This window comes from Actinoplanes sp. G11-F43 (genome assembly GCF_050589265.1).
Lineage (GTDB): Bacteria > Actinomycetota > Actinomycetes > Mycobacteriales > Micromonosporaceae > Actinoplanes.
In genome coordinates, this window is the sequence record NZ_JBNZCE010000021.1 from 85403 (window position 1) to 110354 (window position 24952).

A 24952-nucleotide genomic window follows, 5' to 3' on the forward strand; every position below is an offset into this window, starting at 1 on the left:
CTAGGCCCGTCTTTGGTCCGTTTCAGGGGCGGGGGTCGGGGTGGTTGGAAGGGGGTATTACTTCTCGCTGGCTACCACTTCGGGGTGGTCGAGGACGAACTCGTCGAGCTTGTCGTTCTTGACCGCCTCGAACATCTGCTTGCTGATGTCGTTGAAGACCTCGCGACCGGCCGAGTTCCCGGAGAACGTGCCGCTGTTGGTGCGCAGCAGGACCATGTCGGCGGCCGCCACGTCGGTGAGCCCGAGCACGAAGTCCTCGATCGGGATGTCGCCGGTGTCCAGCACCAGCGACTTGCCGGCCGTCTTGACCAGCGAGCCGACCTTGAGCGGGTTGCCGAGGATGCCGCCGGAGGTGGCCTTCGTCGCCATCGCCTTGATCAGCTGTTGCTGGTGCCGCTGCCGGTCGTAGTCACCGTTCTTCAGGCCGTAACGCTGACGGGCGTAGTCGAGCGCCTCCCAGCCCGCCATGTCCCGGCATCCGACCTTGTGCACGACCGGCTTCCGGGTCTTACCGGTCTTGCGGGCGTCGGCCAGATACAGCGGCTTTCCCTCGACGTACACGATGTGCTTGGAGGTGACCTGCTGGTCGACGCACATCCGGACGCCGCCGAGCTCGTCGATCACGTTCTTGAAACCGCCGAAGTTGATGATCCCGGCGCCGTCGAAGCTGATCCCGGTGCTCTTCTTCAGCGTCTTGGCGAGCAGTTGCGCGCCGCCGCCCCAGCCGGCCCCGTTCTGGGCGCCCCAGTAGAACGCCTCGGTGGCCTTCACCGTGCCGCCGCCGTACTTGCTGGGCTCGAACGCCGGGGCTTCGACCTCGGTGTCGCGCGGGACCGAGATCAGGTACGCCTGATCGTGGCTGGCCGGGATGTGCAGGATGATGATGGTGTCGGCGTGGACCGAGTCCGCCGCCCAGCGGGCCCGGGCGTCCACGCCCATCAACAGCATGTCGATCGGGCCTTCGAGGTCGGTGCCGCCGCCCTCCTCGACCGTCTTCTTGGCCTCGCCGGTCAGGTCGGTCACCGCGATCGTCTCGGTGGCCTCGTGGACGACCAGTTTCGTCGCGGCCACGCCACCGCCGCCGGCCACCATCAGGACCGCCCCGAGCCCGATGGAGAGCTTGGCCCAGAGCGGGGAACGCCGCTTACGTTCCTTCGGCGGTGCCGGCGGGGCGGGTGCGGGATCCAGCCCGGTCCCCGTCGGCGACTGCCGATCGGCCGTGACGGTCATGCAGCACTCCATGGACGGGGATCAGGGGCTGCATCACCTTACGGACACTTTCTGGACAACTGAAGGACTTTTACGTTTCGGAATGAAGTCACAGTTCCTTGACAGGTCGTGCTACTTCTTCTTCGTCGGGTTGGCCTTCATCCATTCGTCCATTTTGTCGTCGGCCACGGCTTTGTAGAGCGCCAATGCCTTCTCCCGGTCGGAAACGACTACGGACTGTCCGTTGATGGTTTCGCTGCCGTTGTTCGGGCTGGTCAGGAAGGTGAGGTTCTCGCCGCGAAGGCTGCGGAACTCCAGCGCCATGTCCTTCAGGGAGAAGGTCTCGTCGACCGTGACGGCCTCGGTGACCGAACTCAGGAAACCGTTCAGCTTGACCGGATTGGTGAGCGTTCCACTACTCGCTGCTTTGTCCATCAGCGCTTTCAGGAAATCCTGCTGGTGCTGCATCCGGGCGAAGTCGCCGCGCGGGAACTGCTTGCGCTGACGCACCCAGTCCAGGGCCTGCGCACCATCCATGTGCATCATGCCCTTCTTGAACTCACGGAACGGCTTGTGGATGGACGTGGTGTCCTGCTCCACGTAGAGGTCGACACCGCCGAGCGCGTCGGTGACCTCCTTGAAGCCGCCGAAGTCGATCGCCGCGACGTGGTCGACGCGCACGTCGGTCATGCACTCGACGGTGCGGACCGCGCGGGGGATGCCGCCGAAGGCGAACGCCGCGTTGATCTTCGCCCGGCTGCCGTCGCCGCACGCCGCGTTGTTGTCGCGCGGGATGACCACCCACAGGTCCCGGGGGATCGAGATGAGCTGCGCGGACTTGTGGTCGGACGGCACGTGCATGAGGATCAGCGTGTCCGCGCGCCACTGGTTCGCCTGGTCCTGCTTGGCGTCCGGGTCCCGGGAGTCGGTGCCGACCAGCAGGATGTTCATGGCGCCCTCGACGGCCTTGCCGGGGCGCTCGGTGGTGATCTCGCCGAAGGCGTTGGTCCGCTTCAGGTTGTCGTCCAGGCCGGAGACGTAACCCCAGGCGACGACACCGCCGACCAGGGCCAGCACCAGCACGACGACACCGGCGACCAGTGCGATCCGGCCCCACCGGGGTTGCGGGCGGCGACCGCCCCCGCCGCCGTAGGAGCGGCCGGTGCCGCCGGGCGGACGGCCGCCGGGGCCCATGCCGTCACCACCGCGCGGGGGAAGATCCCGATCGGGACGCCCGGGCCCGGGCACGGACGCTCGTCCGGAGGAGTTGCCGCTGGGATTGGTGGTGGCTGACATGTATCCCAGACTACGGAGTGCCGAGCGTAGATCCGTGCGCTCGGGCAGGCATCGGCACGAAGGTGGGAGATGCGTGACGGCGTCGTCACGCATCTCCCACCGTCAGTGCCCAGAGGTCAGTGCGCGCCGTGCCCGGTCAGCGACCGGACCTCCAGCTCCGCGTACTTCTCCGGGTCGGTCTCCTTGGACAGGACGGTGCCGAGCCAGCCGAAGAAGAAGCCGAGCGGGATCGAGATGATGCCCGGGTTGGACAGCGGGAAGAAGTGCCAGTCCGAGTCCGGGAACATCGCGGTGGCCGAGCCGGACACCACCGGCGAGAAGAACACCAGGATCACCGCGGAACCCAGGCCACCGTAGATGGACCAGAGCGCGCCCGCGGTGTTGAACCGCCGCCAGAACAGGCTGTAGAGAATGGCCGGCAGGTTCGCCGAGGCCGCCACCGCGAAGGCCAGTGCCACCAGGAAGGCGACGTTCAGGCTCTGCGCGAAGATCGACAGGGCGATCGAGACCGCGCCGATGAGCAGGGCGGAGTACCGGGCGACCCGGACCTCGTCCCGCTCGGAGGCGTTGCCCCGCTTGATCACGCTGGCGTAGAAGTCGTGCGCGAGGCTCGACGACGAGGCCAGGGTGAGCCCGGCGACCACGGCCAGGATGGTGGCGAAGGCGACCGCCGCGATGACCGCCAGCATGATCGCGCCACCGGTCTCGCCACCGAGGTAGTCGAGGCCGAGCCGCTGGGCCAGCTGCGGGGCCGCGGTGTTGCCGGCCTTGTCCTGCTCGGTGATCGCGGTGCCGCCCACCATGGCCGCCGCGCCGAAGCCGAGGGCCAGGGTGAACAGGTAGAACGTGCCGATGATGCCGATCGCCCAGAGCACGCTCTTACGCGCGATCCGGCTGGTCGGCACGGTGTAGAACCGGGTCAGGATGTGCGGCAGGCCGGCCGTGCCGAGCACCAGCGCGAGGCCCAGCGAGAGCAGGTCCATCTTGCTGTAGAACGTCTTGGCCGCGTCGCCGGCTGTCTCCACGCCGTACCGGAGCCCGGGTTCGAGGAAGGCGCTGCCCTTGCCGGACTGGTCGGCGGCGGCGCCGAGCAGGGCGGACAGGTTGAATTTGTAGTGCGCCAGGACCAGCAGCACCATGATCAGGGCGCCGCCCATCAGCATGAAGGCCTTGACGATCTGGACGTACGTAGTGCCCTTCATGCCGCCGACCGTCACGTAGATGATCATGAGCGCGCCGACCAGGATGATCGTGGCGATCTTGGCGGTGTTCGCGTCCATACCCAGGAACGTGGTGTCCGGCTTGATGCCGAGCAGCAGTGAGACCAGCGCGCCCGCGCCGACCATCTGAGCGATCAGGTAGAAGATCGACACGACGATGGTGGAGACGCTGGCCGCGGTACGGACCGGGCGCTGGCGCATCCGGAAGGCCAGCACGTCGGCCATCGTGAACCGGCCCGAGTTGCGCAGGAACTCGGCGACCAGCAGCAGCGCCACCAGCCAGGCGACCAGGAAGCCGATCGAGTAGAGGAAGCCGTCGTAGCCGTACAGCGCGATCAGGCCGGCGATGCCCAGGAAGGACGCCGCCGACATGTAGTCGCCGCCGATCGCCATGCCGTTCTGGAAACCGGAGAACTGCCGGCCGCCGGCGTAGAAGTCGGTGGCCGTCTTGGTCTGCCGGCTGGCCCAGATGGTGATGCCCAGGGTGATCACCACGAAGACCAGGAACAGCGTGATGGTCAGGGAGCGCGAGCCGCTGGCCGAGGCCTCGGCGGCGAACAGTTCCGGCGCCATCAGGCCTTACCCCCGTCGGTGGTGGCCTCGGCGGTGCCGTTCTCCAGGCCCTCGTAGACCTTGTCGGCCAGCGGATCCAGCTCCTTGGCGGCGTACCGCGAGTAGTGCCAGGCGATCAGGAAGGTGGAGACGAACTGGAGAATGCCGAAGATCAGCGCGACGTTGACGTTGCCGATCAGCTTGACGGCCATGAAGTCCCGCGCGTACGCGGAGAGCAGCACGTAGAGCGAGTACCAGACGATGAACGCGACCGTCGTCGGGAAGATGTAACGACGCAGCCGGTGGCGTAGTTGAGCGAACTCCTCGGAGCGCTGCACTTCGAGGTATTTCTCGGCGGATGCCGGCACGGAATATTCACCACCTTCGTGGGGGCGGACCTTTCCGGCACCGTACGAAGGAGTGAGCCGTGTCACGGTTCGCTGGTCGCGGTCTGCGCTGAGTGGCCGTCTGACTGCGCTGAGCGGCAGTCAGCCGAGTTCGGTGTACCTCCCCCGATAGTGGATCAGAGGTGTCCCGATCGTGCCGGTCCGGACGGTTTCGATCACCCCGTCGAGGAGCAGCGCCCACCCGCACGGGCGAGTCGAGTCGAGTCGGCAACCCGCCCAGGTGCCGGCTGCCGCGGGCACCGGGCCGTACTCGGTATCGGTCCAGTCGCCACCGGCGAACAGCCCGCCCGGCGCCGGGAACAGTCCGGCGAACCGGTCGGCGAGCTGCCTGTCGTCCGGGGTCAGTGGGGTCACCGCGAACCGGCCGGCCGCGCTGACCGCGTCGAAGAAGTCGCTCTCCTCGTCGATCAGGCCGAGCACCCGGCCCGGATCCCCGTCGGCGACCAGCGCGGAGGAGACGGTCAACCCGGCCGGACCGGGCGCGGTCCACAGCGTCACCGGCGCCGCGAGACGCCCGCGCAACCGGCGGACCGGTGACTTCTCCGGTTCCGGAACCGCGAACGGATCGGTGGAGTGGATCTGGCCACCCGGCTCATCGAAGTTCATCCGATCATTCTCCCGATTACAGATTGTGCACCGCATCATCCACATTTATTGATCAACAACTATGTTCGAAGGATGGTGCAGGTGGTGCTCCGTCCGGGTGACGTCGTCCACGTCGGCCCCGATGCGAGTGTGCAGTTCTCCCATGACCGGGCACTGACGTTCCGGGTGATCCGGGTCGATCCGCGGATCACCTACGACGGGTGGATCTGGCTGGACGGCTACGTGCTGGACCAGACCGGCACCGCGCTCCAGCGCCGGCGCATCTTCGTCCGCCGGGACGGCCTGCGCCCGGCCCAGGTCAATCGGGCGCCGGCGACTCGCAGCGGATCCCGGCCGGTCGGCCGGCCCTCGTCATGACCGTCCCGCGGAGGCTCCCTAGCGTGGGGTGACCGCGGCCAGGAGTTCCGGCATCCGGCGGTCCAGGAGACGGCCGGCCAGATGGGCGCCGAGCAGGTAGGCCGCGCCGCCGTAGAGCACGCCCACCGGCAGAGCCGTCCACGGCCACTGCCAGGCCATCAGCACCACCGGCAGGGCTCCGAGCATCGCGCCGAACAGTGCGGCTATCCCGGGTAGCGACTTGCTGAGGCCCCCGCCGGAGGAGAGCGCGAACGGGCCGCTGGTGTCCGGCAGGGAGTAGGCGGCCCGCACCGAGATCGGCAGCACCAGGGCCAGGCCCACCCCGTAGGTCGCCAGCATGGTGCCGAACTGGGCCGCGATCGTCTCCGGCCCGCCCGCCACCAGACCGGTCACGATAGCCACCAGCAGCAGCAACGGCACGGTGAACACGGCGTGCGCGGCGGCCCGGGAGTGCACCTCCAACCGGCCTGGAATCCCGGTGGCCACGTTGGTGGCGTAGGCGCTCCCCTCGTACCCGAATTGGTTGGCCAGTCCGATCGGCGCGATGGCGCCGACCATGAAACCGAAACCGGTCGCGCCCAGGCCACCGCCCGCGAACGCCGTCGACAGCGGCAGGAAGACCCCGGCCATCGCCAGGGTGACCAGGGCGGCGCGCCGCCGCGTCTCCCGCCACCAGTACCGCGTCTCGCGGGCGGTCAGCGCACCGAACCGGGTCCGTGGCCACCAGCGGAACAGCAGCTGGGCGACCGGGCCGCGGGTGTCCGGCGATCCGGTCCGGGCCGGGCCGGCGCCCGAGGCGCCGACCATCGCCTGTTCCAGCGTGCGGCCCCACCAGAGGAGCAGGCCGGTCACCGTGGTCAGGACGATCAACAGCTTCAGCGGTACGGTCCACGCCCGCCCCCGCGCGACATCGAGACCCATCGTGTACGGCGCACCGAACGGCGTCCACCCGGTCACCTCGGCGATCGCCTCGACCGCCGACCAGTCCGCCCGGTCGAGCAGCCCGAGCAGGGTCAGTTCGAGTGGCCCGATCGACGCGGCCACCACGGCCAGCAGGATGGTGGCCAGGTCCCGGGCCCGGCGGGAGCGCAGCGCGGTGGCGAACGCGCTGATCACGGCACGGCTCAGCACCACGCACAGGAGCAGCCCGGACAGGATTCCGGTCAGCCCGGCGAGTGCCGCCGCCGGACCGCCGAGCGAGCCGGCCGTGTGCACCGTGCCGGATGTGGCCGCCAGGGTGGCCAGCGCGGGCACGCCGACCAGGGCGGCGGTGGCCATGCCCGCGATCAGGGTCGGCCGGCGCAGCGGCAGCAGCGCGAACTGGGCCGGATCGAGGGTGTTGTCGACACCGAAGAAGAGCAACGGCAGGAAGACCCAGCCGAGTACGAGCACCGCTCCCCCGAACGGGAAGAGGATCTCCGCGATGCCGGGCCGGCCGAGCACTCCGGGCAGCGCGAACATCGCGTAGCCGAGAACGGCGAAGCCGCACGCGGCGATCACGCCGAGCACGAACATCACGATCCGGGCGGGCCGGTCGCGCAGGCTGTTCGCGGTGATCCGCAGTTTGAGCCGGACGAACGGCCACACGGTGGCGCCTAGAGCCACGCCAGCTCCGACCCGGTCGCCACCCGGCCGCCGACCACCTGGACGAAGACGTCCTGGAGTGGGCGGTCGCCCCGGACCTCGGCCAGCGTCCCGGTCATCCGCAGCACACCGTCCGACATGATCGCCACGTGCGAGCAGAGCCGTTCGACGACTTCGAGCACGTGGCTGGAGAACACGACGGTCCCGCCGCCGGACACGTACCGCTGAAGAATGTCCCTGATCAGCGCCGCGGACACCGGGTCGACCGCCTCGAACGGCTCGTCCAGCACCAGCAGCCGGGGCGCGTGCAGCAGCGCGCAGGCCAGACCGATCTTCTTCTTCATGCCGGCCGAGTAGTCGACCACCAGGGTCCGGTTGCCGCTGCCCAGCTCCAGCACTTCGAGCAGGTCACGGGCGCGCTGGTCGACGGTGCCGGCGGGCATGCCGCGCAGCAGGCCGTGGTAGGCGAGCAGCTCCGGGCCGCTCAGCCGGTCGAACATCCGCACCCCGTCGGGGAGCACCCCGACCAGGGCTTTCGCTTCGGCGGGGGAGTGCCAGACGTCGTACCCCAGTAATGTCGCCCGGCCCGCGTCGGGCCGCAACAGGCCCACCGCCATGGAGAGGGTGGTGGTCTTCCCGGCCCCGTTGGGGCCCAGCAGGCCGAAGAAGGAACCGGCCGGCACCTCCAGGCTCACCCCGGAGACCGCCAGCCGTGTGTCGAAGCGCTTGATGAGCCCGTGGAGCGACATCGCCGCGGTGTCGGGTCGTCGCTGTTCCGGCACGCTCATGTCATCGAACGTAACCGCCGGGTGGGCGGTCCGGTACAGCCGGACCGCCCGGACCGGATCAGCCCACCCGCTCGATCACGGCGCGCCGGATCAGGAACTTGCCGGGCTCGCGGACCTCTTCGAAGGCCGCGTTGTTCAGCAGGACGCAGCTCCCCGACACGCTCGACACGGTGACCGTGATGGCCTTGTTGTTGTCGAGGTTGGTGACCTTCAGACGGGTGCCGATCGGGTGGGTGCCGCTGGACGCCGCCGGGGCGCCACCCTCCCCGGAGAGGGTCACCGTCGAGCCGGCGCAGACCACGTCACCGGTGGCGCCACCGCCGTTGTTGCCGCCGGCGTTGTTGCCGCCACCGTTGTTGTTGCCGCCACCGCCGTTGTTGCCGCCGTTGTTCGCCGGGGGCTGAGCCGCGGGCGGGGTGGTCGGCGCGGCCGTCGTCGGCTGGGCCACCGGCACGTCGGCGACGTCGCAGCCGCCGGCCTTCATCTGCAGGTTGATCTGCTTGATCACGGCTTCCCGGTTCGCGATGATCGCGTCGGTCTGCGCGTTCGGGTTGGCCCGCTGGTCGGCGATGAACTTCTCGTTGTTCCGGATCGCCTGCGCCTGGCCGTCACAGAAGGTGTTGGTGGAGGCGCTGCTGAGCCCGGTGCCCACCGCCAAGCCGCCGCCGACGACGGCAGCCGTCACGAGGCCGATCACGATCTTCTTGTTACGTCCGCTGATGCCACTGCCCGGCCGCTTGTAGGTGCGTCTCATGCCCGGTCATACGAGCCGGGGTTCAGGGCCGGATGGGCACGCAACCTTAAACATCCTTAAATAGCCGTGGCCGGGGTCAGCTCGCGTGCCGATCTGCGGCTCGTTTCGAGCCGCGGATCGGCACACGTCAACTGCGCAGCGACTCCGGGGCGTGCAGGCGCAGCATGGTGGCACCCACATCCGAGGGCACCCGGCGGCCGGTCACCAGCGAGACACCCACCATCACCAGGAACGCCAGCGGTACGGTCCACGCCGCCGGCTGCTCCACGAACTCGGCGATCCGCACGTGCAGGGTCGGCCCCAGCACGGTCACCAGCACCGACGCCACCGCCGCGCCACCACCGACGACCAGCCCGGCGATCGCCCCGGCCGCGGTCAGCCCCCGCCACCAGATGCCCAGCACCAGCAGCGGGCAGAAACTGGACGCCGCCACCGCGAACGCCAGCCCCACCACCCGGGACACGTCCATGTCGGACACGAACAGGGCCAGCCCGGTCGGCACCACCGCGGCCAGCACCGTCGCGATCCGGAAGTCCCGGATCGAACCGTTGCGCCCCGGCCGCAGCACATCCGTGAAGATCACCCCGGCGACGCTGGTGAGCAGGCCGGACGAGGTGGACAGGAAGGCGGCCAGCGCGCCCGCGGTGACCAGGGCGCCGAGCAGCCGGCCCAGGTGCCCGCCACCGAGCGCCGCCTCCGGCAGCAGCAGCACCACCGCGTCGGTGTTGCCGGTCATCAGGAGCTGCGGTGTGTAGATCCGGCCCAGTACCCCGTACAACGTGGGAAGGAAGTAGAAGAGACCGACCATCGCGAGGACCACCAGGGTGGTGCGCCGGGCCGAGGCGCCGTCCGGGTTCGTGTAGAACCGGACCAGCACGTGCGGGAGCCCCATGGTGCCGAGGAACGTGGCGAGGATGAGCGAATAGGTGGTGAAGAGTCCGTCCTGGCCGGGCAGCAGCCACGCGTCGCCGAACTCGGCGTCCACAGTGCTCACCGTCGGGACGGCGGCCCCGGCCGCGTACCGCAGAGTCTCTCCGGCCTGGACCTCGACCGTCCCGTCCAGCACCGCGTCCTGCTGCACGGTCACCGTCGTCGCGCTGTGGAACACCGCACCCTGTGGCGGCGTCACCGCCGGACGGCCGTCGGACTGCCACTGCAGGATCAGGAACACCATCGGCACGGCCAGCGCGGTCAACTTCAGCCAGTACTGGAACGCCTGCACGAAGGTGATCGCGCGCATCCCGCCGAACGCCACGTTCCCGGTCACCACCACACCGACGACCAGAGCACCCCAGATGTACGACTCACCGGTGAGCGTGGCGAACGTCAGCCCCGCCCCCTGCAACTGTGGCAGCAGGTAGAGACAGCCGATGAACAGCACGAACCCGGTCGCCAGCCGGCGCAGCCCGGTCGACCCCAGCCGCACCTGGCAGAAATCGGGCAGGGTGAACGCCCCGGACCGGCGCAGCGGTGCCGCCACGAACAGCAGCAGAGCCAGATAGCCGGCCGCGAATCCGACCGGATACCAGAGCACGTCCACGCCGTACCGCAGCACCAGCCCGGCCACCCCCAGGAACGAGGCGGCGGACAGGTACTCACCGCTGATCGCGGCGGCGTTCCAGGACGGGCTGACCGAACGCGAGGCGACCAGGAAATCCGAGGTGGTCCGGGCGAAACGCAGGCCGTACGCGCCGATCGCCACGGTCAGCAGCAGCACCACGACCAGGCCCGGCGCCAGGTACGGGTTCACTGCTCCGGCCTGCGGATCAGCGCCGCGAAGTCCTGCTCGTTGCGTTCCGCCCAGCGCACATAGGCGGCGCCCACCGCGACCAGGAACGGGAACGACAACAGCCCGAGCAGCAGCCACGGCAGATGGATGCCGAACACGGTGAACCCGCCGACAGCCGGCGCCGCCACGAACAGCAGCGGCAGCGTCCCCAACCCGGCGACCACCACCAGCGACAGCCGCAACGCGAGCGCCAGCTGAGCCCGCATCAGACCCTTGACCAGCGCCTCACCGACCGGGGTCTGCTCGGCCAGATCGGCACGGCTGCGGTCGGTGCCGCCGCGCCGGCCCGCGGCGTCGGCCAGCACCACCCGGGTGCGCGGGCGCGGGGGCGGATCGACGGCCATGTTCGGCAGTCTGTCCGCCCCAGGCCGTTTGTCAACATCTACCGGGGAAGTCGCACCTGGATGTGACAACCGCGCTGATCGCCCGGCTCCACCACCGCGATGGTGCCCCGATGCAACTGGACCACCCAGCGGGCGATCGCCAGGCCCAGCCCGGTGCCTCCGCCGGTGGCCCGCTCACCCCGGGTGAACCGCTCGAACACCCGCTCCCGATCGGCGGCCGGAATCCCGTCACCCTGATCGACGACGGCGAACACCACCTGGTCGTCGCGGCGCTCGGCCCGAACCGTCACCGTCCCGCCCGGCGGGCTGTGCCGGGCCGCGTTGTCCAGCAGGTTCGCGAACACCTGATGCAACCGCTCCCGGTCCCCGGGCAGCACCAGCCGCGGCGCCGACACGACGAACGACACGTCGTGCCCGGTGCCGCCGGCGTTCACCCGGGCCTCCCGGACCACCCCGTCCAGGAACTCCGGCACCTCGATCGGCTCCAGCCGCATCGGCGTGACCCCGGCGTCCAACCGGGACAGATCGAGCAGATCGGTCACCAGCCGGCTCAGCCGCTCGGTCTGGGCCAGCGCGGTCCGCATGGTGTCCGGTTCGGCCGCCGCCACCCCGTCGACGATGTTCTCCAGCACACCCCGCAGAGCGGTGATCGGGGTACGCAGCTCGTGCGAGACGTTCGCGATCAGTTCACGCCGCTGCCGGTCCGCGGTCGCCAGATCCGCCGCCATCCGGTTGAAGGCGTCCGCCAGCTCACCCACCTCGTCCTGCGAACGCGTCCGGATCCGCCGGGTGTAGTCGCCCCGGGCCATCGCACCCGCCGCCACCGTCATCTCCCGCAACGGCACCGTCGCCCCGTGCGCCATCACCTGCAACGTGACCAGGCCCAGCGCCGCCGCGATCGCGATCCACAGCAGGTCCACCCGGTAGAAGTCGATGCTCCACAGGAACACCAGCAGACCCGTCCCACCGGCGAACCCGAGCGCCAGCGACAACTTCGCCTTGATCGAACGCACCGGGTCCAGCGGCCGTGGCAGATAGGCGAAGACCGGCGCGACCAGGTTGTGCACCCGCGTCATCACCGGTCCACCTCCAAGGCATAACCGACCCCGTGCACCGTACGGATCAGGTCGGCCCCCAGCTTGCGGCGCAACCCCTTGATGTGGCTGTCCACGGTCCGGGTGCCGGAGGCGTCCGCCCAGCCCCACACGTCGGCCAGCAGCCGCTCCCGGGGCAGCACGGTGCGCGGCCGGCCCGCCAGATGCACCAGCAGATCGAACTCGGTCGGCGTCAGATGCACCTCCACCCCGCCGCGCAGCACCCGCCGCTCCGCCTGGTTGATCTCCAGATCGCCGAGCCGCTTGATCGACGCGGCGGTGGCCACCTTGTCGGCCCGCCGCAGCAGCGCGTGCACCCGGGCGGCCAGCTCCCGCATCGAGAACGGCTTCGCCATGTAGTCGTCGGCGCCCACCGCCAGCCCCACCAGCAGATCCGTCTCGTCACCGCGGGCGGTCAGCATGAGCACCGGCACCGGCCGCTCCGCCTGAATCCGCCGGCACACCTCCAGCCCGTCGAACCCGGGCAGCATCACATCCAGCACGATCACGTCAGGCGGAATCCGCCGGGCCGCGGCCACCGCCCCCGGCCCGTCCCCGACCACCTCGACCCGGAACCCCTCCGCACGCAGCCGGGCCGCCACCGCATCCGCGATCGCCCGCTCGTCCTCGACCACGAGAACCCGCCGCTCGACCGTCTCCACGCTCCGCCACCTTCACCCGTAGCCGCCCACTGCTCGGCCGGTGTGCCCCCGTGACTCACCGACCGCCGCGCAGCAGCTTATTGACCGCCCGCGCCCACCCGGAGGGGGAGTTGTGAACAAACTGTGCAGGCTCCTCAGCTCCTCGCGCCGTCCGCTACGAAGAAGTGAAACGCCCGGGTGGCCCACATACGTGAAGCATGGTCGGCAGGAAGGAAACCTCCGATCCCGCCCTGGGCCCCGCATCCGCGGGGCCTTCGTGCATTCGGGCCTTCCGCGCTCACGGCTGCCAGCAGTGCGAGTGCACGATCAACGGCTTGACCTGTTCCGCCAACGACTCGCTTCTGCGGTAGAGAGCTGGATCCGAACGATGCCGCGTAGTCGACTGCCCTCTCCACCACCGCGTCAAGATCGGCGGTGGTCGACTGGACACCCGGACCGTCGCACGATAGGGCTGCCATGTAATGCCAGTCGTCACTGAATGATTCATCGGCAGGCCAGCAGCGCCGGATGAGGTTATCCGAACTATTTGATCTTATTCTCCGGTATGCGCGGGTTGATTCAGTCGGCGGTGGGGTTGAGGATTCGCTGGGGGCCGGTGCCGCCGGCGGCCAGGCGGTCGCCCGGGTTGGCCAGTTTGCATCTCTGCAGGGAGAGGCAACCGCAGCCGATGCAGCCGCTCAGCTCGTCGCGGAGGCGTTCCAGGACGGCGATGCGCTCCTGGAGGCGGGAGCGCCAGCTCGCGGACAGCCGGGACCAGTCGGCCCGGGTGGGGGTGCGGTTCTCCGGGAGGGAGGCCAGCGCGTCGCGGATCTCGTCCAGGGACACCCCGACCTGCTGGGAGATTTTGATGAACGAGACGCGGCGCAGCTCGGCCCGGTCGTAGCGCCGCTGGTTGCCGCTGGTGCGGGAGGCGTGTATCAACCCCTCCCGCTCGTAGAAACGCAACGCGGACGGGGCGACGCCGCTGCGGGCGGAGAGTTCGCCGATCGTGAGCGTCTCCATGGCACTCCTTGAGTTGAAGTGAACTTCAAGTTGCAGCCTAGAGGGCATGACCGCTGTGACGACACCCCGACACCCCGTACACCGGCTGCTCAGCCGGATCACCGGAGACGTGAAACACGCCCCGAGCGCGCATTCCACTCTGGACGTGCTCTGGGTTCTCTACGACCGAGTGTTACGCGTCACGCCGGAGACCGCTGACGAACCGGACCGGGATCGCTTCCTGCTGTCCAAGGGGCACGGGCCGGCCGCCTACTACGCGGTGCTCGCCGCCAAGGGCTTCATCCCCGAGGAGTGGCTCGACGACATGGGCGGCTGGGACAGCCCGCTCGGGCACCACCCGGACCGGATGCTCGTCCCGGGCGTCGAGATCGGCACCGGCTCGCTCGGGCACGGGCTGGGCCTGGCCGTCGGCACCGCGCTCGGGCTGCGCGCCCAGGGCTATGACAGCCGCACGTTCGTGCTGCTCGGCGACGCGGAACTGGACGAGGGATCAAACCACGAGGCGATCGCGTACGCCGCCGCCGTCCGGCTGCCGATCACCGCGATCGTCATCGACAACCGGTCCGCCACGCACGGCTGGCCGGGTGGTATCCCGGCGCGGTTCCCCAACTGGAGTGTGTCCGTGGTGAACGGGCGCGACCACGACGACATCGAGAAGGCGCTGCGCCTGACCGGCGCCCGACCGAACCTGGTGGTGGCAGAGGTATGAGAGACGCATTCGTGACGACCGCGACCGCGCTGCTGGACGAGGACCCGCGGACCGCACTGGTGCTGGCGGACATCTCGGCGAGCGCGTTCGAGGACGCGCACCGCCGGCATCCGGACCGGGTGTTCAACGTCGGCATCCGGGAACAGCTGATGGCCGGGGTGGGCGGCGGGCTGGCGCTGACCGGTCTGCGGCCCTTCCTGCACTCGTACGCGCCGTTCCTCATCGACCGGGCGTACGAGCAGATCAAACTCGACTTCGGGCATCAGGACACCGGCGCGGTGCTGGTCAGCATCGGTGGGTCGTACGACGCCGCCGAGGAGGGCTACACCCATCAGTCCCCCGGTGACGTGGCCCTGCTGGACACCCTGGACGGCTGGACCGTGCACGTGCCCGGGCACCGGGACGAGGTGCCGGCTCTGCTGCGGGACGCGGCCCGTACCGACGACCGGGTCTATGTCCGGCTCTCCGCGGAGGAGAACGTTCGTTCTCATGCCGACGGCGCCGTCCTGAGCCGTGGTGGGCCCCTGGTCGTCGCGATCGGCCCGATGCTGGACCCGGTGCTGGAAGCGACCCGCGACCTGGACGTGACGGTGTTCTACACCAACACGCCCCGCCCACTGGACACCACCGCCCTGCGTGAGCTGGTGACCACTGAGATCGTCCTGGTGGAACCCTATGCCGCGGGCACCTCGGCGCGCCTGGTCAGCGAGGCGCTGAGCGACCTGCCGCACCGGTCACTGCATCTGGGCGCCGGCCGGGCCGAGGTACGCCGGTACGGGCACCGCCGCGATCACGCCCGGGTGCACGGCCTGGACGCGGCCGGGATCCGGAGGTCGATCACGGAGTTCACACGAGCGCGGGTCTGAGGGTGAAACTCTCCCGGACCAGGGCTTCCACCCGCCATGCGGTGTCCGAGTCGCCGAGTCGCATCCGGAACCGTTCGCGGACCCCGTCCATCGCGGTGACCGACAGCTCGACACCGGGTTTGGACAGGTCCAGCCGCCAGGTCACCGCGCTGAGGTTACGCAAGTTGGCGTTGAGGTGCAGGCGGAGCCGGTGCAGCGGCCGGGTCTCCTGGGTGACCACCAGCCGGCGTTCGGTGAGCAGCAGGAACCAGTCGCCGGAGAGTGGCGCGCCGGGGCGGACACAGCGCGCCACCAGGATCGCGGGATCGTCCGGGTCCACACAGGTGCGGAAGATCGGCAGGTGCCGATTGGCCGCCGGTGTGGCCCCGGCGGTCTCGGCCGCGGCGTGGAACGTACTTGAGAACACGTCCATGCACTGTTAACGGAAGATGAATCGAATAAGAGGCGGTTCGGGCCACTGAATATCGAATTACACCGGCGCCCGGAAGGTCATCCGAATCATTCTGGGATAGTGAGCAGATGCAATGGCGCGTCCGACCCGTCCTCCCGCTCGTCAAGCTGATCGTCGCGCTCACCTTCCCGGCCCTGGCCGCGATCTTCGCCGAGGGTGAGTGGTCCCGCTGGGTGCTGGCCCTGATCGCGGCGGGCGCCGTCGTCGTCTGGGCGGCCCGTGACGTGCTGGTCCCGGTCCGCCTGGCGGCGGATCCGGCCGGCATCACGGTGGTCACCGGCTTCTCCCGGCGCAAGCACATCCCGTGGTCGCAGATCGAGCGGGTACGGGTGGAGCAGAGCACCCGCCGCGGCCTGCGCAGTGAATTCCTGGAGATCGACGCCGGTGAGGCGGTCTACCTGTTCACGCCCAACGACCTGAGCGCCGACCCGGAGACGGTGGCGCTGGCCCTGACCGAGGTCAGAACAGGCTGAGAATGCTTTCGGTACGCCACACCGCCGCGCCCACGATCACCGCCAGCAGCACCGCACAGCCGATCGCCTGCTTGACCCCGCGGTTGGGCCGGGAGGCATAGGCCATCACCGCGGCCGCGGCGCCACCGACGGCCAGGCCGCCCAGGTGCCCGGCGATCGAGATGTTCGGAATGGTGAACGTGAAGATCAGGTTGATGACCAGCATCGACGTCATCGAACTGGAGTCGCGCATCAGCTTCCGGTTGATCACGATGACCGCGATGATCAGGCCGAAGGTGGCCGTGGACGCACCCGCCGACGGCTGGTTCGGCGCCTGGAAGAGGTAGGCCGTCACGTTGCCGCCGATGCCGGCGAGCATGTAGAGCCCGGCGAACCGCAGCGGGCCGAGCTGGCTCTCCAGATAGCGGCCGAGCTGGGCCACCAGCATCATGTTGAGCAACAGATGCAGGATGCCGTAGTGCAGGAACATCGCGGTGACCAGGCGGTACCACTCGCCGTTGGCCACACCGTGCAGCTCGCCGTTGGGGTAGAGCGCCAGGCCCAGCACCTCACCGAAGTCGGTGATCGGGGTGCCGCTGCCCAGCAGACCCCAGCTGCCGCCGCCGAAGATCGCGCTGGGGCCGCCGAGGATCGCCGACGCGACCATCACCAGCGAGTTGACCACGATGATCGTGGTCGTGACGTAGCCGAGCTGGCCGGCGCGACTCCCCCCGAAGGCGGTGCGCGCCGACCGCTGGCTGCGGCGTCCCTCTTTGACACAGTCGGGGCACTGATGGCCGACCGTCGCCTCATTCATGCAATCGGTGCAGATCGGACGATCACACCGGCTGCACCGGAGCATGGTCTCTCGCGACGGATGGCGATAGCACACCGGTGCCGTCGAGGGCGCCTCACTCATGGCACCAAAGGTACCCGAGGGGTCAGGAGCGCTCGATCTCCACGCGCTGGATCACGACGTCCTCGCGGGGACGGTCGCCCGGCCCGGTCGGGGTGGTCGCGATCGAGTCGACGTTCTTCGCCGACTGCTCGTCCGCGACCTGGCCGAAGATCGTGTGCCGGCGGTTCAGGTGCGGGGTCGGGCCGACCGTGATGAAGAACTGCGAGCCGTTGGTACCCGGCCCGGCGTTCGCCATGGCGAGCAGGTACGGGCGGTCGAACATGAGCTCCGGGTGGAACTCGTCGGCGAACGTGTACCCCGGGCCGCCACGGCCGGTGCCGGTCGGGTCGCCGGCCTGGACCATGAAGCCGGCGATGACCCGGTGCGAGATGGTGCCGTCGTAGTACGGACCCTTACCCGGCTGGCCGGTGCGGGGGTCGGTGTACTCCTTGGTTCCTTCGGCCAGCTCCACGAAGTTGCGGACCGTCGCCGGGGCGTGGTCCGGGAAGAGCTGCACCCGAATGGCGCCGTGATTGGTGTGAAGGGTGGCGTAAAGATTCTCGGCCACGGGTACTCCCGTCATCGTGATGGGCTGTTCTCGTGCAATTCGGATCCTCCCCCATGTCATGGATCCGGCCGCGCGGGGGTACCCGAGAAGGCAACATGACGTGGGAGAAGACCACAGGAGGTGGGCACCGGTGTTCGCAACGATTCGTCGCCGCAACCGTAAGGCGCGCATGCGCAACGAGCTCGGCCAGAGCGTGGAGCACTTCAAGAAGGCAGCCACGATCGCGGCCCACGAGACCAGCTCGACCGTCACGCCCCGGATCAACGCGGCGCGCGATCGGGTCCAGCCGGCGGCCACCGCGGCCCGGGACGCGGCCTCGCAGAGCTGGGACAGCGCCCTCGCCGCGCTGACTCAGGCCTCGGACAACGTCCGGCAGGCCGGCAAGGGCGCCAAGAAGGCGACCCGCAAGCAGCTCAAGGTCCAGGAGAAGCAGGCCCGCAAGCTGCAGCGCCGGGCCGAGAAGGCGACCGGCCGCAAGAAGAGCCGGGCCGGCAAGCTGGCCGGGTACGCGCTGCTCGGCACCGCTGTCGGCATCGGCGCCGCCTACGTGGCCCGCCGTCGCCGGGAGGCGCAGTGGGAGGAGTACGAGCCCACCACCCGCGGCGGCGCCGACGACGCGGCCTTCGAGCCGATGGAGCCGACCGTCTACACCACGGCCAACGGCACCGGGACCGACCAGAACAAGCCGGACCCGCGCTGACCGCAGCTCACTGCCGGGCCGCCCGGACCGGGTCCAGCGCGGGCCCGGCCGGCAGGTAGGCGATGAGCTGAGCCGGGATCCGGGTGGGCCGCGTTCCGGCGTAGCCGAGCCGGCCCAGCAGATCGCGGCTCGCCAGCGGGTACTGGGTGCCGGTGTCGGTCACGATGCTGACCGTGCCGGTGCCGGCCGCGGCGTCCGGGGACGCCGCCGACTCCACCAGCGCGCCCGACCCGCGGGCCACCGCGATCAGATCGACCCGGGAGGTCCCGGCCGGTGCGACACCGGCCGGGACCTTCACGTTCACCTTGATCGCGTCGCCCGGCGCGGTGACACACGCCGTGGCCGGCGCCTCGGCCAGCGCCGGAACCGTGGCGGGCAGGCCCTCCGCGGCGGCACCCAGCCCGGAGTCCGACGGCGGCAGTGACAGGAAGCGGGCCCCGACCGACAGCGGCGTGCCGCCGGCCTCGATGGACAGCAGCTTGGCCTGCATCTCGGTGAGTGGGCTGATGCCGTCGGCCAGCACCACCCCGAACGTCTTACCGTCCCCGTTGGTCAGCACCCGGCCCACCTTGCGGCCGGGGATCACCGAGGTACGCCCACGGCCCGGAATGGTGGGCGCGGTCAGGTCCGGTCCGGCCGGGATCGCGTCGACCCAGGACGCCGAGACCTGCCAGGGGCGGTAGCCGTACCACCCGAGGGCGCGCTGAATCGGGTCCACCTCGCCGGCCCGCAGCCGGAAACGCTGCGAACCGAGCACCAGATGGGTACGCCCGGTCGGGTCCCGCACCAGGAAACCGCCGGTGGCCGTGGTGCCCCCGGACGCCGCCGTCCCGATCAGCATGGTGCTGCGCGGCCGGCCCGCGGCGATGTCCGTGCAGATCGACCAGGCACCTTTGAGCAGGCTCTTCGCCGTCGGCAGGGAGTCCGGGGCGCCGGGGATGCCGAGCGGGACGCCGAGCGGGATCTTCGCCAGTTTCTCGGTCGCCACCGTCTTCAGCTGCGGCGGGTTGCCGGTCGCCAGCAGCAGCCCGGACGTGTAGTTGAGCACCGGGTGCAGCTTGCCGTCCGACTCCAGATAGACGAACCGGGCGCCGGTCTTCTTCTCCACCAGGACCGCGTTCCGGTCGGTCGCCTCGGCCATGGTGTTGCCGGTGAACAGGCCGTAGGCGGCGAACCCGCCGACCACCAGGGCGGCGACCAGCGCGCCGATCAGCGCGGTGACACCGGCCCGGCGCAACGGTGATCGATGCGGATCCGGGTCGTGAGAGACGAGTGCCGCGACCACACGCTGCACCGAGTACTGATACGAGTGCAGCTCATCCTGACGCGACGGCACCCGGACACTCTAGAGGGCCTGGCGCGGGTTCGTGGGGTCACAACCAGCCATTGCGGCGGAAGGCACGGTAGAGAACGACCGTCACCGCCGACAAGAGTGCGATCAGGGCCGGGTAGCCATACTTCCAATCGGTCTCCGGCATGTAGTCGAAGTTCATGCCGTAGACCCCGGCGAACGCGGTCCAGACCGTGGCGATCGCGGCCCAGGACGCGATCTTGCGCATGTCGTTGTTCTGGTCCACGGTGACCTGCGCGAGGCGGGCCTGCAGGATCGAGTTGAGCAGGTCGTCGTAGGAGGAGACCTGCTCCACGGTACGGGTCAGGTGGTCCTGCACGTCCCGGAAATACCGGCGGATCTCCTTGGGCACCACGCCCTGGCTCGACGTGATCGCCACCAGCGGCCGCTGCAACGGGACCACCGCCCGGCGGAACTCCACCAGCTCCCGCTTGAGCTGATAGACCTGCTGTATCGGGGCGGTCCGGTCCCGGGAGAAGACACCCTCCTCGATGATGTCCAGATCGTCCTCGACCCCGTCGGCGACCAGCAGATAGTGGTCCACCACCCGGTCGGTCACCGCGTACGCCACCGCCCACGGGCCCTGCTCCAGCAGAGCCGCCCGCTGGGACTCCAGATCGGCCCGGACCGGCGCCATCTCGGAGGCGTCACCATGCCGGACGGTGATCACGAAGTTCTCGCCGACGAAGATCATCATCTGGCCGGTCTCGACCACCTGAGAGCTCTCGGTCAGCTCCTTGTGCGGTACGTACCGGGCGGTGCGCAGCACCAGGAAGTGCACCGAGCCGAACTGCTCCAGCTTGGGCCGCTGCTCGGCCTTGACCGCGTCCTCCACCGCCAGCTCGTGCAGGCCGTAGATCTCCGCGATCGAGGCCATCTCCCGCAACGACGGCTGATGCAGACCGAGCCAGACGAAGGCGCCGGGCCGGCTGCGGGCCTCGGTGAGCGCCTCATCCGGGGAGAACTCACCCGGAAGACGGCGCCCGTCCTGATAGACCCCGCAGTCCACCACCGCCGACGAGTGACCGCCGTCGGGGCCACCGGACCGGGAGTCGCCGTTGTTGAGCAGGCCCCGCATCCGGGCCGCCCAGGCCGCGCCGAGGGGCCGGCCCCGGGTCCACGAACGTTCCGTCATGCCAAAACCTCCCCCGGTGCGGCAAGCCAGTCGAGGCTACGCCTGTGCCCGGAGGAGGTTTCGTCGCAGGCCTGCCGCCGCCTGTTCAGCTCGGCAGGCCTGCCGCCGCCTGTTCAGCTCGGCAAGCCCTACCGGTCAGGAACGGATCTCCTCGATGGCGTCGGCGATCCGGCGCACACCCTCGTCGATCTGGTCCACGGTCACCGCGGAGAACGCCAGGCGCAGCGAGTTCCGGCCGCCCTCCAGCAGGAAGTCACTGCCCTTGACGACCGCGACCCCCTTCTTCATGGCCGCCGGGAAGAGCTTGTCCACATCCACGTCCTCGGGCAGGTCCACCCAGAGGAAGTAGCCGCCGTCCGGCTCGGTGAAGGTGGCGCCCGGGATGTGCTTGCGGATCGACTCGGCCAGCACCTTGGCCCGTTCGCCCAGGGCCGTGCTGACCGTCCGGACCGACTTCTCGATGTCACCGGAGACACAGAACTGGTGCACGATCGCCTCGGAGACCATGCCCGGGGAGATGTACAGGTTGGTGGCCTTCTTCGCGATCGCGTCGATCAGCGCGGCCGGGCCGACCAGGTAACCGACCCGGACCCCGGGGCAGACCGTCTTGGTGAAGCTGGACGCGTGCACGACCAGGCTGTTCGTGTCCATCGACAGCATCGAGGGCAGCGCCTCGCCGCGGAACCGGATGTCCACATACGGGTCGTCCTCGAAGATGATGAACTCGTACTGCTCGGCCAGGGCCAGCAGCGCGCGCCGCTTCTCCTCGGACAGCGTCAGGCCGGCCGGGTTCTGGTAGTTCGGGATGATGTGCGCCAGCTTCGGCCGCACCCCGGACTCCAGCAGCGACCGCAGCTCGTCGATGTCGATGCCGTCCGGCTGGAGTGTGACCTGATGCACCTTGGCGCCCAGGTTCTGCAGATTGAGCAGCGTCCGGTCGTAGGTCGGCTTCTCCACGATCACGTCGTCGCCGGGCTGCACCAGGTGGCCGAAGAGGAACGCGTCCGCCTGCAGCGAGCCGTTCGTCACGATGACCTGGTCGGGGGAGACGTGGTGCTTGTCGGCGATCCACTTGCGCAGCGGGAGGTAGCCGACGGAGGTGCCGTAGGCGGTCACCCCGGCCGGATCGGCGTCGAAGGCGCGCGCGGCGGCGGCCTTCAGCCCCTCGACGTCGACGATGTCCAGCGACGGAGCGCCACGGGCGAACGAGATCAGCTGCTCAGCAGTCATGGTCCCCAGCTTAGAAGCCGGGTCTATACCATTTTCGGTGCGCCCCTCGCGAGTCCTACGTATGGGACGCATGCCGTTATCCTCGCTGGGCACCCCTCATCGCGCTTGGAAGGAACCACCCCATGATCGGACTGGTACTCGCCGCCGGGGCAGGGCGCCGGCTGCGCCCATACACGGACACGCTGCCCAAGGCACTGGTCCCGGTGGACGGTGAGACCACGATCATGGACATCTCGCTCCGCAACCTCGCGGCGGCCGGGCTGTCCGAGGTCACCATCGTCGTCGGCTACTGCGCCGGTGCCGTGGAGGAGCGCGTCGAAGGCTTCGAGAAGAAGTACGGCGTGAAGATCTCCCTGGTTCACAACGACAAGGCCGAGGAGTGGAACAACGCTTACTCCCTGTGGCTCGCCCGGGACCACTTCGCCCAGGGCGCGCTGATGGTGAACGGTGACACCGTGCACCCGGTCAGCGTGGAGCACACCCTGCTGGCCAAGCGTGGCCCGAGCATCCTCCTCGCCATCGACAGCGTGAAGAAGCTGGCTGACGAGGAGATGAAGACCGTCTTCAATGAAGATGGCCAGCTCACCAAAATCACGAAGCTGATGGACCCGGCCGAGGCCTTCGGCGAGTACATCGGCGCCAACATCATCGAGGCGTCCGCGGCCGGCAAGCTCGCCGACGCGCTCAAGGCGACCTTCGAGAAGGACCCGAACCAGTTCTACGAGGACGGCTTCCAGCTCTACGCCGACCGCGGCAACGAGGTGCGGGCCGCCGAGATCGGTGAGGTCTCCTGGGTCGAGGTCGACAACCACGAGGACCTGGCGAAGGCCCGGGACATCGCATGCCGCTACTAGCCCGTAGCGTCCAGACCCCGCTGCACATCGAAGTGCGGCGGGGCGCGGTCGCCGACCTCGGCAGGATCCTCGCCGACGGGCGCATCTCGTCCGGCGGGGACGTGGCCGTGGTGGTCGGGCCCGGTCTCGGCGAGCAGATCGTCGACCTGCTGCGTCCCTCGCTGAAGTCGGCCGACGTCTTCGTCACCGGCGGCGGCACCCTGGACGCGGCCCTCGACCTCTCCGCCAAGCTGCGCCACGGGCACTACGACGCGGTGGTCGGCATCGGTGGCGGCAAGACCGTCGACACCGCGAAGTACGCGGCCAGCCGCTGGGGCCTGCCGATGGTCTCGGTCGCCACCAGCCTGGCCAACGACGGCATCGCGTCGCCGGTGGCCAGCCTGATCAACGACGGCATCAAAGGGTCGTACGGGGTGCACATCCCGTTCGGTGTGGTCGTCGACCTGGACTTCGTGGAGAGCGGGCCGGACCGGGTCAACCGGGCCGGCATCGGCGACGTGGTGAGCAACATCAGCGCCCTCGCCGACTGGGAGCTGGCCCGCCAGATCCGCGGCGAGAACGTCGACGGACTGGCCGCCTCGCTGTCCCGGATGGGCGCCGAGGCGATCCTCTCGATGCCCGGCGACATGTCCGACGACGCGTTCGTCACCACCCTGGCCGAGGCGCTGATCGCCAGCGGACTGGCGATGGCGGTGGCCGGCACCAGCATCCCGTGCAGCGGCGGATGCCACGAGATCATGCACGCCACCGACTCGCTCTTCCCGGGCACCGCTTCACACGGCGAGCTGGCCGGCATGGGCGCGTTGTTCTGCACCTTCCTGCGGGGCGACGAGCGGCGGCTCAAGCAGATGTCGGACACCCTGGCCCGGCACCAGCTGCCCCGGACCCCGGGCGACGTCGGTCTCGACGCCGACCAGTTCGCCAAGGTCATCGACTTCGCGCCGCGGACCCGTCCGGATCGTTACACCATCATCGAGCACCTCGCCCTGACGCCGGAGCAGACCCGGCAGAAGCTGGCCGAATACAACGATGTCCTCACGACCCTCTGACGACGGCACGGGCCGGCCTCCGGAGTCTCCGGCCGGAGGCGGCCCGCAGCCCACACGCATCGAGAACCCGGCACCGTCCGGCAACCCGCCGGGCACGACCTTCGGCGGTACGCCCACCGCCGCCGACTACTACGCGGTCAACCGTGGCGGCGGGCTGTTCAGCGAGGCGATCAGCCAGCGCCTCGGCGCCCAGATCGCGGTCCGGGCACACCGCTACCACCTCACCCCGACCGTGCTCACCATCCTCAACCTGGGCCTCGGGGTGCTGACCTCGTCGATCGTCATCGCCGCCGCCGGCCCGGTCGCCGAGGGCCGGTTCTGGGCCGCGCCGATCGGGCTGCTGGCGCTGATCGGCTGGCAGCTGGCCTACGCGTTCGACTGCTCCGACGGTCAGCTGGCCCGGGTCACCGGCCAGTCCAGCCCCGCCGGTGGCCGTCTCGACGTGCTCTGCGACGTCGCGGTTCAGGCCTCGCTGGTGTCGGCGCTGGCCGCCACCGCCAAAGCCCAGGAGCCGGACACCCCCGCCTGGCTGCTGGCCGCCTTCGCCGCCACCTGGATGGTCAACCTGGTCACCTCGGTGATGCAGTCCGGCACCCAGGCGTCCAGCATGGTGACCAGCACGTCGCTGCCGGTCCGCGCGGTCAAGCTGGTCCGCGACTACGGGGCGGTGATCGCCCTGGCCGGGGTGGTGCTGGTGATCGCCCCGCAGCTGACGGTCTGGTTCGTCGGTCTGTTCACCCTGGTCAACGGCGGTTTCCTGGCGGCGTCGATCGCTTTCACAGGCCGAGCCGCCCTGAAGCCATAACCCACCCCCCAGCGTGCCGACCTGCGGTCCACCCCAAGCCGCAACGCGGCACGCTGTCGTCCACAGCCCCCCGTGTGCCGCGTTGCGGTCCGATCCGAACCGCAACTCGGCACGCGGTCACGCCTCAACCCTCGTGTGCCGCGTTGCGGTCCGATTCGAGCCGTAAGTTGGCACGCGGTCGTGCCTCAGCCTCCGTGTGCCGCGTTGCGGTCCGATTCGA

General features: G+C 69.5%; 27 protein-coding genes. 8 read left to right on the forward strand and 19 right to left on the reverse strand.

Annotation, left to right across the window (positions count from 1 at the left end):
* Window positions 1-57 precede the first annotated feature (57 nt).
* The 5 genes from ACQ0O7_RS25190 to ACQ0O7_RS25210 all read right to left on the reverse strand — a co-directional run bounded on the left by ACQ0O7_RS25190 (window position 58) and on the right by ACQ0O7_RS25210 (window position 5290).
* Window positions 58-1230, reverse strand: coding sequence for an LCP family protein (locus ACQ0O7_RS25190; RefSeq protein WP_430784889.1), 1173 nt, complete (start codon window positions 1228-1230; stop codon window positions 58-60).
* 111 nt (window positions 1231-1341) lie between these two features.
* Entirely contained in the window at window positions 1342-2505 is a 1164-nt protein-coding gene (locus tag ACQ0O7_RS25195; RefSeq protein WP_430784891.1) for an LCP family protein, read from the reverse strand.
* 116 nt (window positions 2506-2621) lie between these two features.
* Window positions 2622-4298, reverse strand: coding sequence for a solute symporter family protein (locus ACQ0O7_RS25200; protein WP_430784893.1), 1677 nt, complete (start codon window positions 4296-4298; stop codon window positions 2622-2624).
* The gene (locus ACQ0O7_RS25205) at window positions 4298-4645 is read right to left on the reverse strand and encodes a DUF485 domain-containing protein (protein ID WP_430784895.1); all 348 of its coding nucleotides are present in this window, start codon (window positions 4643-4645) and stop codon (window positions 4298-4300) included. The genes ACQ0O7_RS25200 and ACQ0O7_RS25205 overlap by 1 nt, the downstream gene beginning before the upstream one ends.
* Before the next feature lie 120 nt (window positions 4646-4765).
* The gene (locus ACQ0O7_RS25210) at window positions 4766-5290 is read right to left on the reverse strand and encodes a flavin reductase family protein (RefSeq protein ID WP_430784897.1); all 525 of its coding nucleotides are present in this window, start codon (window positions 5288-5290) and stop codon (window positions 4766-4768) included.
* Window positions 5291-5362: 72 nt separating this feature from the next.
* Here ACQ0O7_RS25210 and ACQ0O7_RS25215 point away from each other — a divergent pair, with 72 nt between their 5' ends.
* On the forward strand, window positions 5363-5647 hold the full coding sequence (locus ACQ0O7_RS25215; protein WP_430784899.1) for a hypothetical protein: 285 nt from the start codon (window positions 5363-5365) through the stop codon (window positions 5645-5647).
* An 18-nt stretch (window positions 5648-5665) separates the two neighbouring features.
* On the opposite strand, the gene ACQ0O7_RS25220 is transcribed toward ACQ0O7_RS25215, so the two are convergent.
* From ACQ0O7_RS25220 to soxR, 8 genes are all read right to left on the reverse strand, one after another.
* Window positions 5666-7252 carry an ABC transporter permease gene (locus tag ACQ0O7_RS25220; protein WP_430784901.1) on the reverse strand — a complete coding sequence of 529 codons (1587 nt, stop codon included), beginning with the start codon at window positions 7250-7252 and terminating at the stop codon, window positions 5666-5668.
* A complete protein-coding gene (locus tag ACQ0O7_RS25225; RefSeq protein WP_430784903.1) occupies window positions 7243-8019 on the reverse strand; it encodes an ABC transporter ATP-binding protein in 777 nt (258 codons plus the stop codon). Before ACQ0O7_RS25225 ends, ACQ0O7_RS25220 begins: the two co-directional genes overlap by 10 nt.
* A 58-nt stretch (window positions 8020-8077) precedes the next feature.
* Window positions 8078-8773, reverse strand: a complete 696-nt coding sequence (locus ACQ0O7_RS25230; protein WP_430784905.1) for a hypothetical protein — start codon at window positions 8771-8773, stop codon at window positions 8078-8080.
* Between the two features lie 127 nt (window positions 8774-8900).
* The gene (locus ACQ0O7_RS25235) at window positions 8901-10523 is read right to left on the reverse strand and encodes a cation acetate symporter (protein WP_430784907.1); all 1623 of its coding nucleotides are present in this window, start codon (window positions 10521-10523) and stop codon (window positions 8901-8903) included.
* The gene (locus ACQ0O7_RS25240) at window positions 10520-10906 is read right to left on the reverse strand and encodes a hypothetical protein (RefSeq protein ID WP_430784909.1); all 387 of its coding nucleotides are present in this window, start codon (window positions 10904-10906) and stop codon (window positions 10520-10522) included. Before ACQ0O7_RS25240 ends, ACQ0O7_RS25235 begins: the two co-directional genes overlap by 4 nt.
* A gap of 38 nt (window positions 10907-10944) precedes the next feature.
* The gene (locus ACQ0O7_RS25245; protein WP_430784911.1) at window positions 10945-11982 is read right to left on the reverse strand and encodes a HAMP domain-containing sensor histidine kinase; all 1038 of its coding nucleotides are present in this window, start codon (window positions 11980-11982) and stop codon (window positions 10945-10947) included.
* Entirely contained in the window at window positions 11982-12662 is a 681-nt protein-coding gene (locus ACQ0O7_RS25250) for a response regulator (RefSeq protein ID WP_430784913.1), read from the reverse strand. Before ACQ0O7_RS25250 ends, ACQ0O7_RS25245 begins: the two co-directional genes overlap by 1 nt.
* 558 nt (window positions 12663-13220) lie before the next feature.
* Window positions 13221-13664 (reverse strand): redox-sensitive transcriptional activator SoxR, encoded by a 444-nt coding sequence (soxR, locus tag ACQ0O7_RS25255; RefSeq protein ID WP_430784915.1) that lies wholly within the window; start codon window positions 13662-13664, stop codon window positions 13221-13223.
* Between the two features lie 46 nt (window positions 13665-13710).
* Between soxR and ACQ0O7_RS25260 the strand changes: the two genes are divergently transcribed.
* Both ACQ0O7_RS25260 and ACQ0O7_RS25265 read left to right on the forward strand, forming a co-directional pair.
* Window positions 13711-14373 (forward strand): thiamine pyrophosphate-dependent enzyme, encoded by a 663-nt coding sequence (locus tag ACQ0O7_RS25260; RefSeq protein ID WP_430784917.1) that lies wholly within the window; start codon window positions 13711-13713, stop codon window positions 14371-14373.
* Entirely contained in the window at window positions 14370-15239 is an 870-nt protein-coding gene (locus ACQ0O7_RS25265; RefSeq protein WP_430784919.1) for a transketolase family protein, read from the forward strand. The genes ACQ0O7_RS25260 and ACQ0O7_RS25265 overlap by 4 nt, the downstream gene beginning before the upstream one ends.
* Here the strand turns inward: ACQ0O7_RS25265 and ACQ0O7_RS25270 are convergent.
* Window positions 15220-15651 (reverse strand): hypothetical protein, encoded by a 432-nt coding sequence (locus ACQ0O7_RS25270; protein ID WP_430784921.1) that lies wholly within the window; start codon window positions 15649-15651, stop codon window positions 15220-15222. The two genes, ACQ0O7_RS25265 and ACQ0O7_RS25270, sit on opposite strands and share 20 nt — an antisense overlap.
* Window positions 15652-15758: 107 nt before the next feature.
* Between ACQ0O7_RS25270 and ACQ0O7_RS25275 the strand changes: the two genes are divergently transcribed.
* A complete protein-coding gene (locus ACQ0O7_RS25275; protein ID WP_430784923.1) occupies window positions 15759-16163 on the forward strand; it encodes a PH domain-containing protein in 405 nt (134 codons plus the stop codon).
* Here the strand turns inward: ACQ0O7_RS25275 and ACQ0O7_RS25280 are convergent.
* A complete protein-coding gene (locus ACQ0O7_RS25280) occupies window positions 16150-17061 on the reverse strand; it encodes a rhomboid family intramembrane serine protease (protein WP_430784925.1) in 912 nt (303 codons plus the stop codon). The two genes, ACQ0O7_RS25275 and ACQ0O7_RS25280, sit on opposite strands and share 14 nt — an antisense overlap.
* Before the next feature lie 22 nt (window positions 17062-17083).
* Window positions 17084-17608, reverse strand: a complete 525-nt coding sequence (locus ACQ0O7_RS25285; RefSeq protein WP_430784927.1) for a peptidylprolyl isomerase — start codon at window positions 17606-17608, stop codon at window positions 17084-17086.
* A gap of 130 nt (window positions 17609-17738) precedes the next feature.
* Between ACQ0O7_RS25285 and ACQ0O7_RS25290 the strand changes: the two genes are divergently transcribed.
* On the forward strand, window positions 17739-18308 hold the full coding sequence (locus ACQ0O7_RS25290; protein WP_430784929.1) for a hypothetical protein: 570 nt from the start codon (window positions 17739-17741) through the stop codon (window positions 18306-18308).
* Window positions 18309-18315: 7 nt separating this feature from the next.
* On the opposite strand, the gene eccB is transcribed toward ACQ0O7_RS25290, so the two are convergent.
* The 3 genes from eccB to ACQ0O7_RS25305 form a co-directional block, all read right to left on the reverse strand.
* The gene (eccB, locus tag ACQ0O7_RS25295) at window positions 18316-19644 is read right to left on the reverse strand and encodes a type VII secretion protein EccB (protein WP_430784931.1); all 1329 of its coding nucleotides are present in this window, start codon (window positions 19642-19644) and stop codon (window positions 18316-18318) included.
* Window positions 19645-19681: 37 nt separating this feature from the next.
* Window positions 19682-20794, reverse strand: a complete 1113-nt coding sequence (locus ACQ0O7_RS25300) for a magnesium and cobalt transport protein CorA (protein WP_430784933.1) — start codon at window positions 20792-20794, stop codon at window positions 19682-19684.
* A gap of 135 nt (window positions 20795-20929) precedes the next feature.
* Complete coding sequence (locus ACQ0O7_RS25305; protein ID WP_430784935.1) at window positions 20930-22024, reverse strand: PLP-dependent aminotransferase family protein; 1095 nt, start codon at window positions 22022-22024, stop codon at window positions 20930-20932.
* Between the two features lie 122 nt (window positions 22025-22146).
* Here ACQ0O7_RS25305 and ACQ0O7_RS25310 point away from each other — a divergent pair, with 122 nt between their 5' ends.
* Genes ACQ0O7_RS25310 through ACQ0O7_RS25320 form a run of 3 tightly spaced genes read left to right on the forward strand, consistent with a single transcriptional unit; the run spans window position 22147 to window position 24732 of the window.
* Window positions 22147-22878, forward strand: coding sequence for a sugar phosphate nucleotidyltransferase (locus ACQ0O7_RS25310; protein WP_430784937.1), 732 nt, complete (start codon window positions 22147-22149; stop codon window positions 22876-22878).
* A complete protein-coding gene (locus tag ACQ0O7_RS25315) occupies window positions 22866-23927 on the forward strand; it encodes an iron-containing alcohol dehydrogenase family protein (RefSeq protein WP_430784939.1) in 1062 nt (353 codons plus the stop codon). Before ACQ0O7_RS25310 ends, ACQ0O7_RS25315 begins: the two co-directional genes overlap by 13 nt.
* On the forward strand, window positions 23908-24732 hold the full coding sequence (locus ACQ0O7_RS25320; RefSeq protein WP_430784941.1) for a CDP-alcohol phosphatidyltransferase family protein: 825 nt from the start codon (window positions 23908-23910) through the stop codon (window positions 24730-24732). The genes ACQ0O7_RS25315 and ACQ0O7_RS25320 overlap by 20 nt, the downstream gene beginning before the upstream one ends.
* The last annotated feature ends 220 nt before the right edge of the window (window positions 24733-24952 follow it).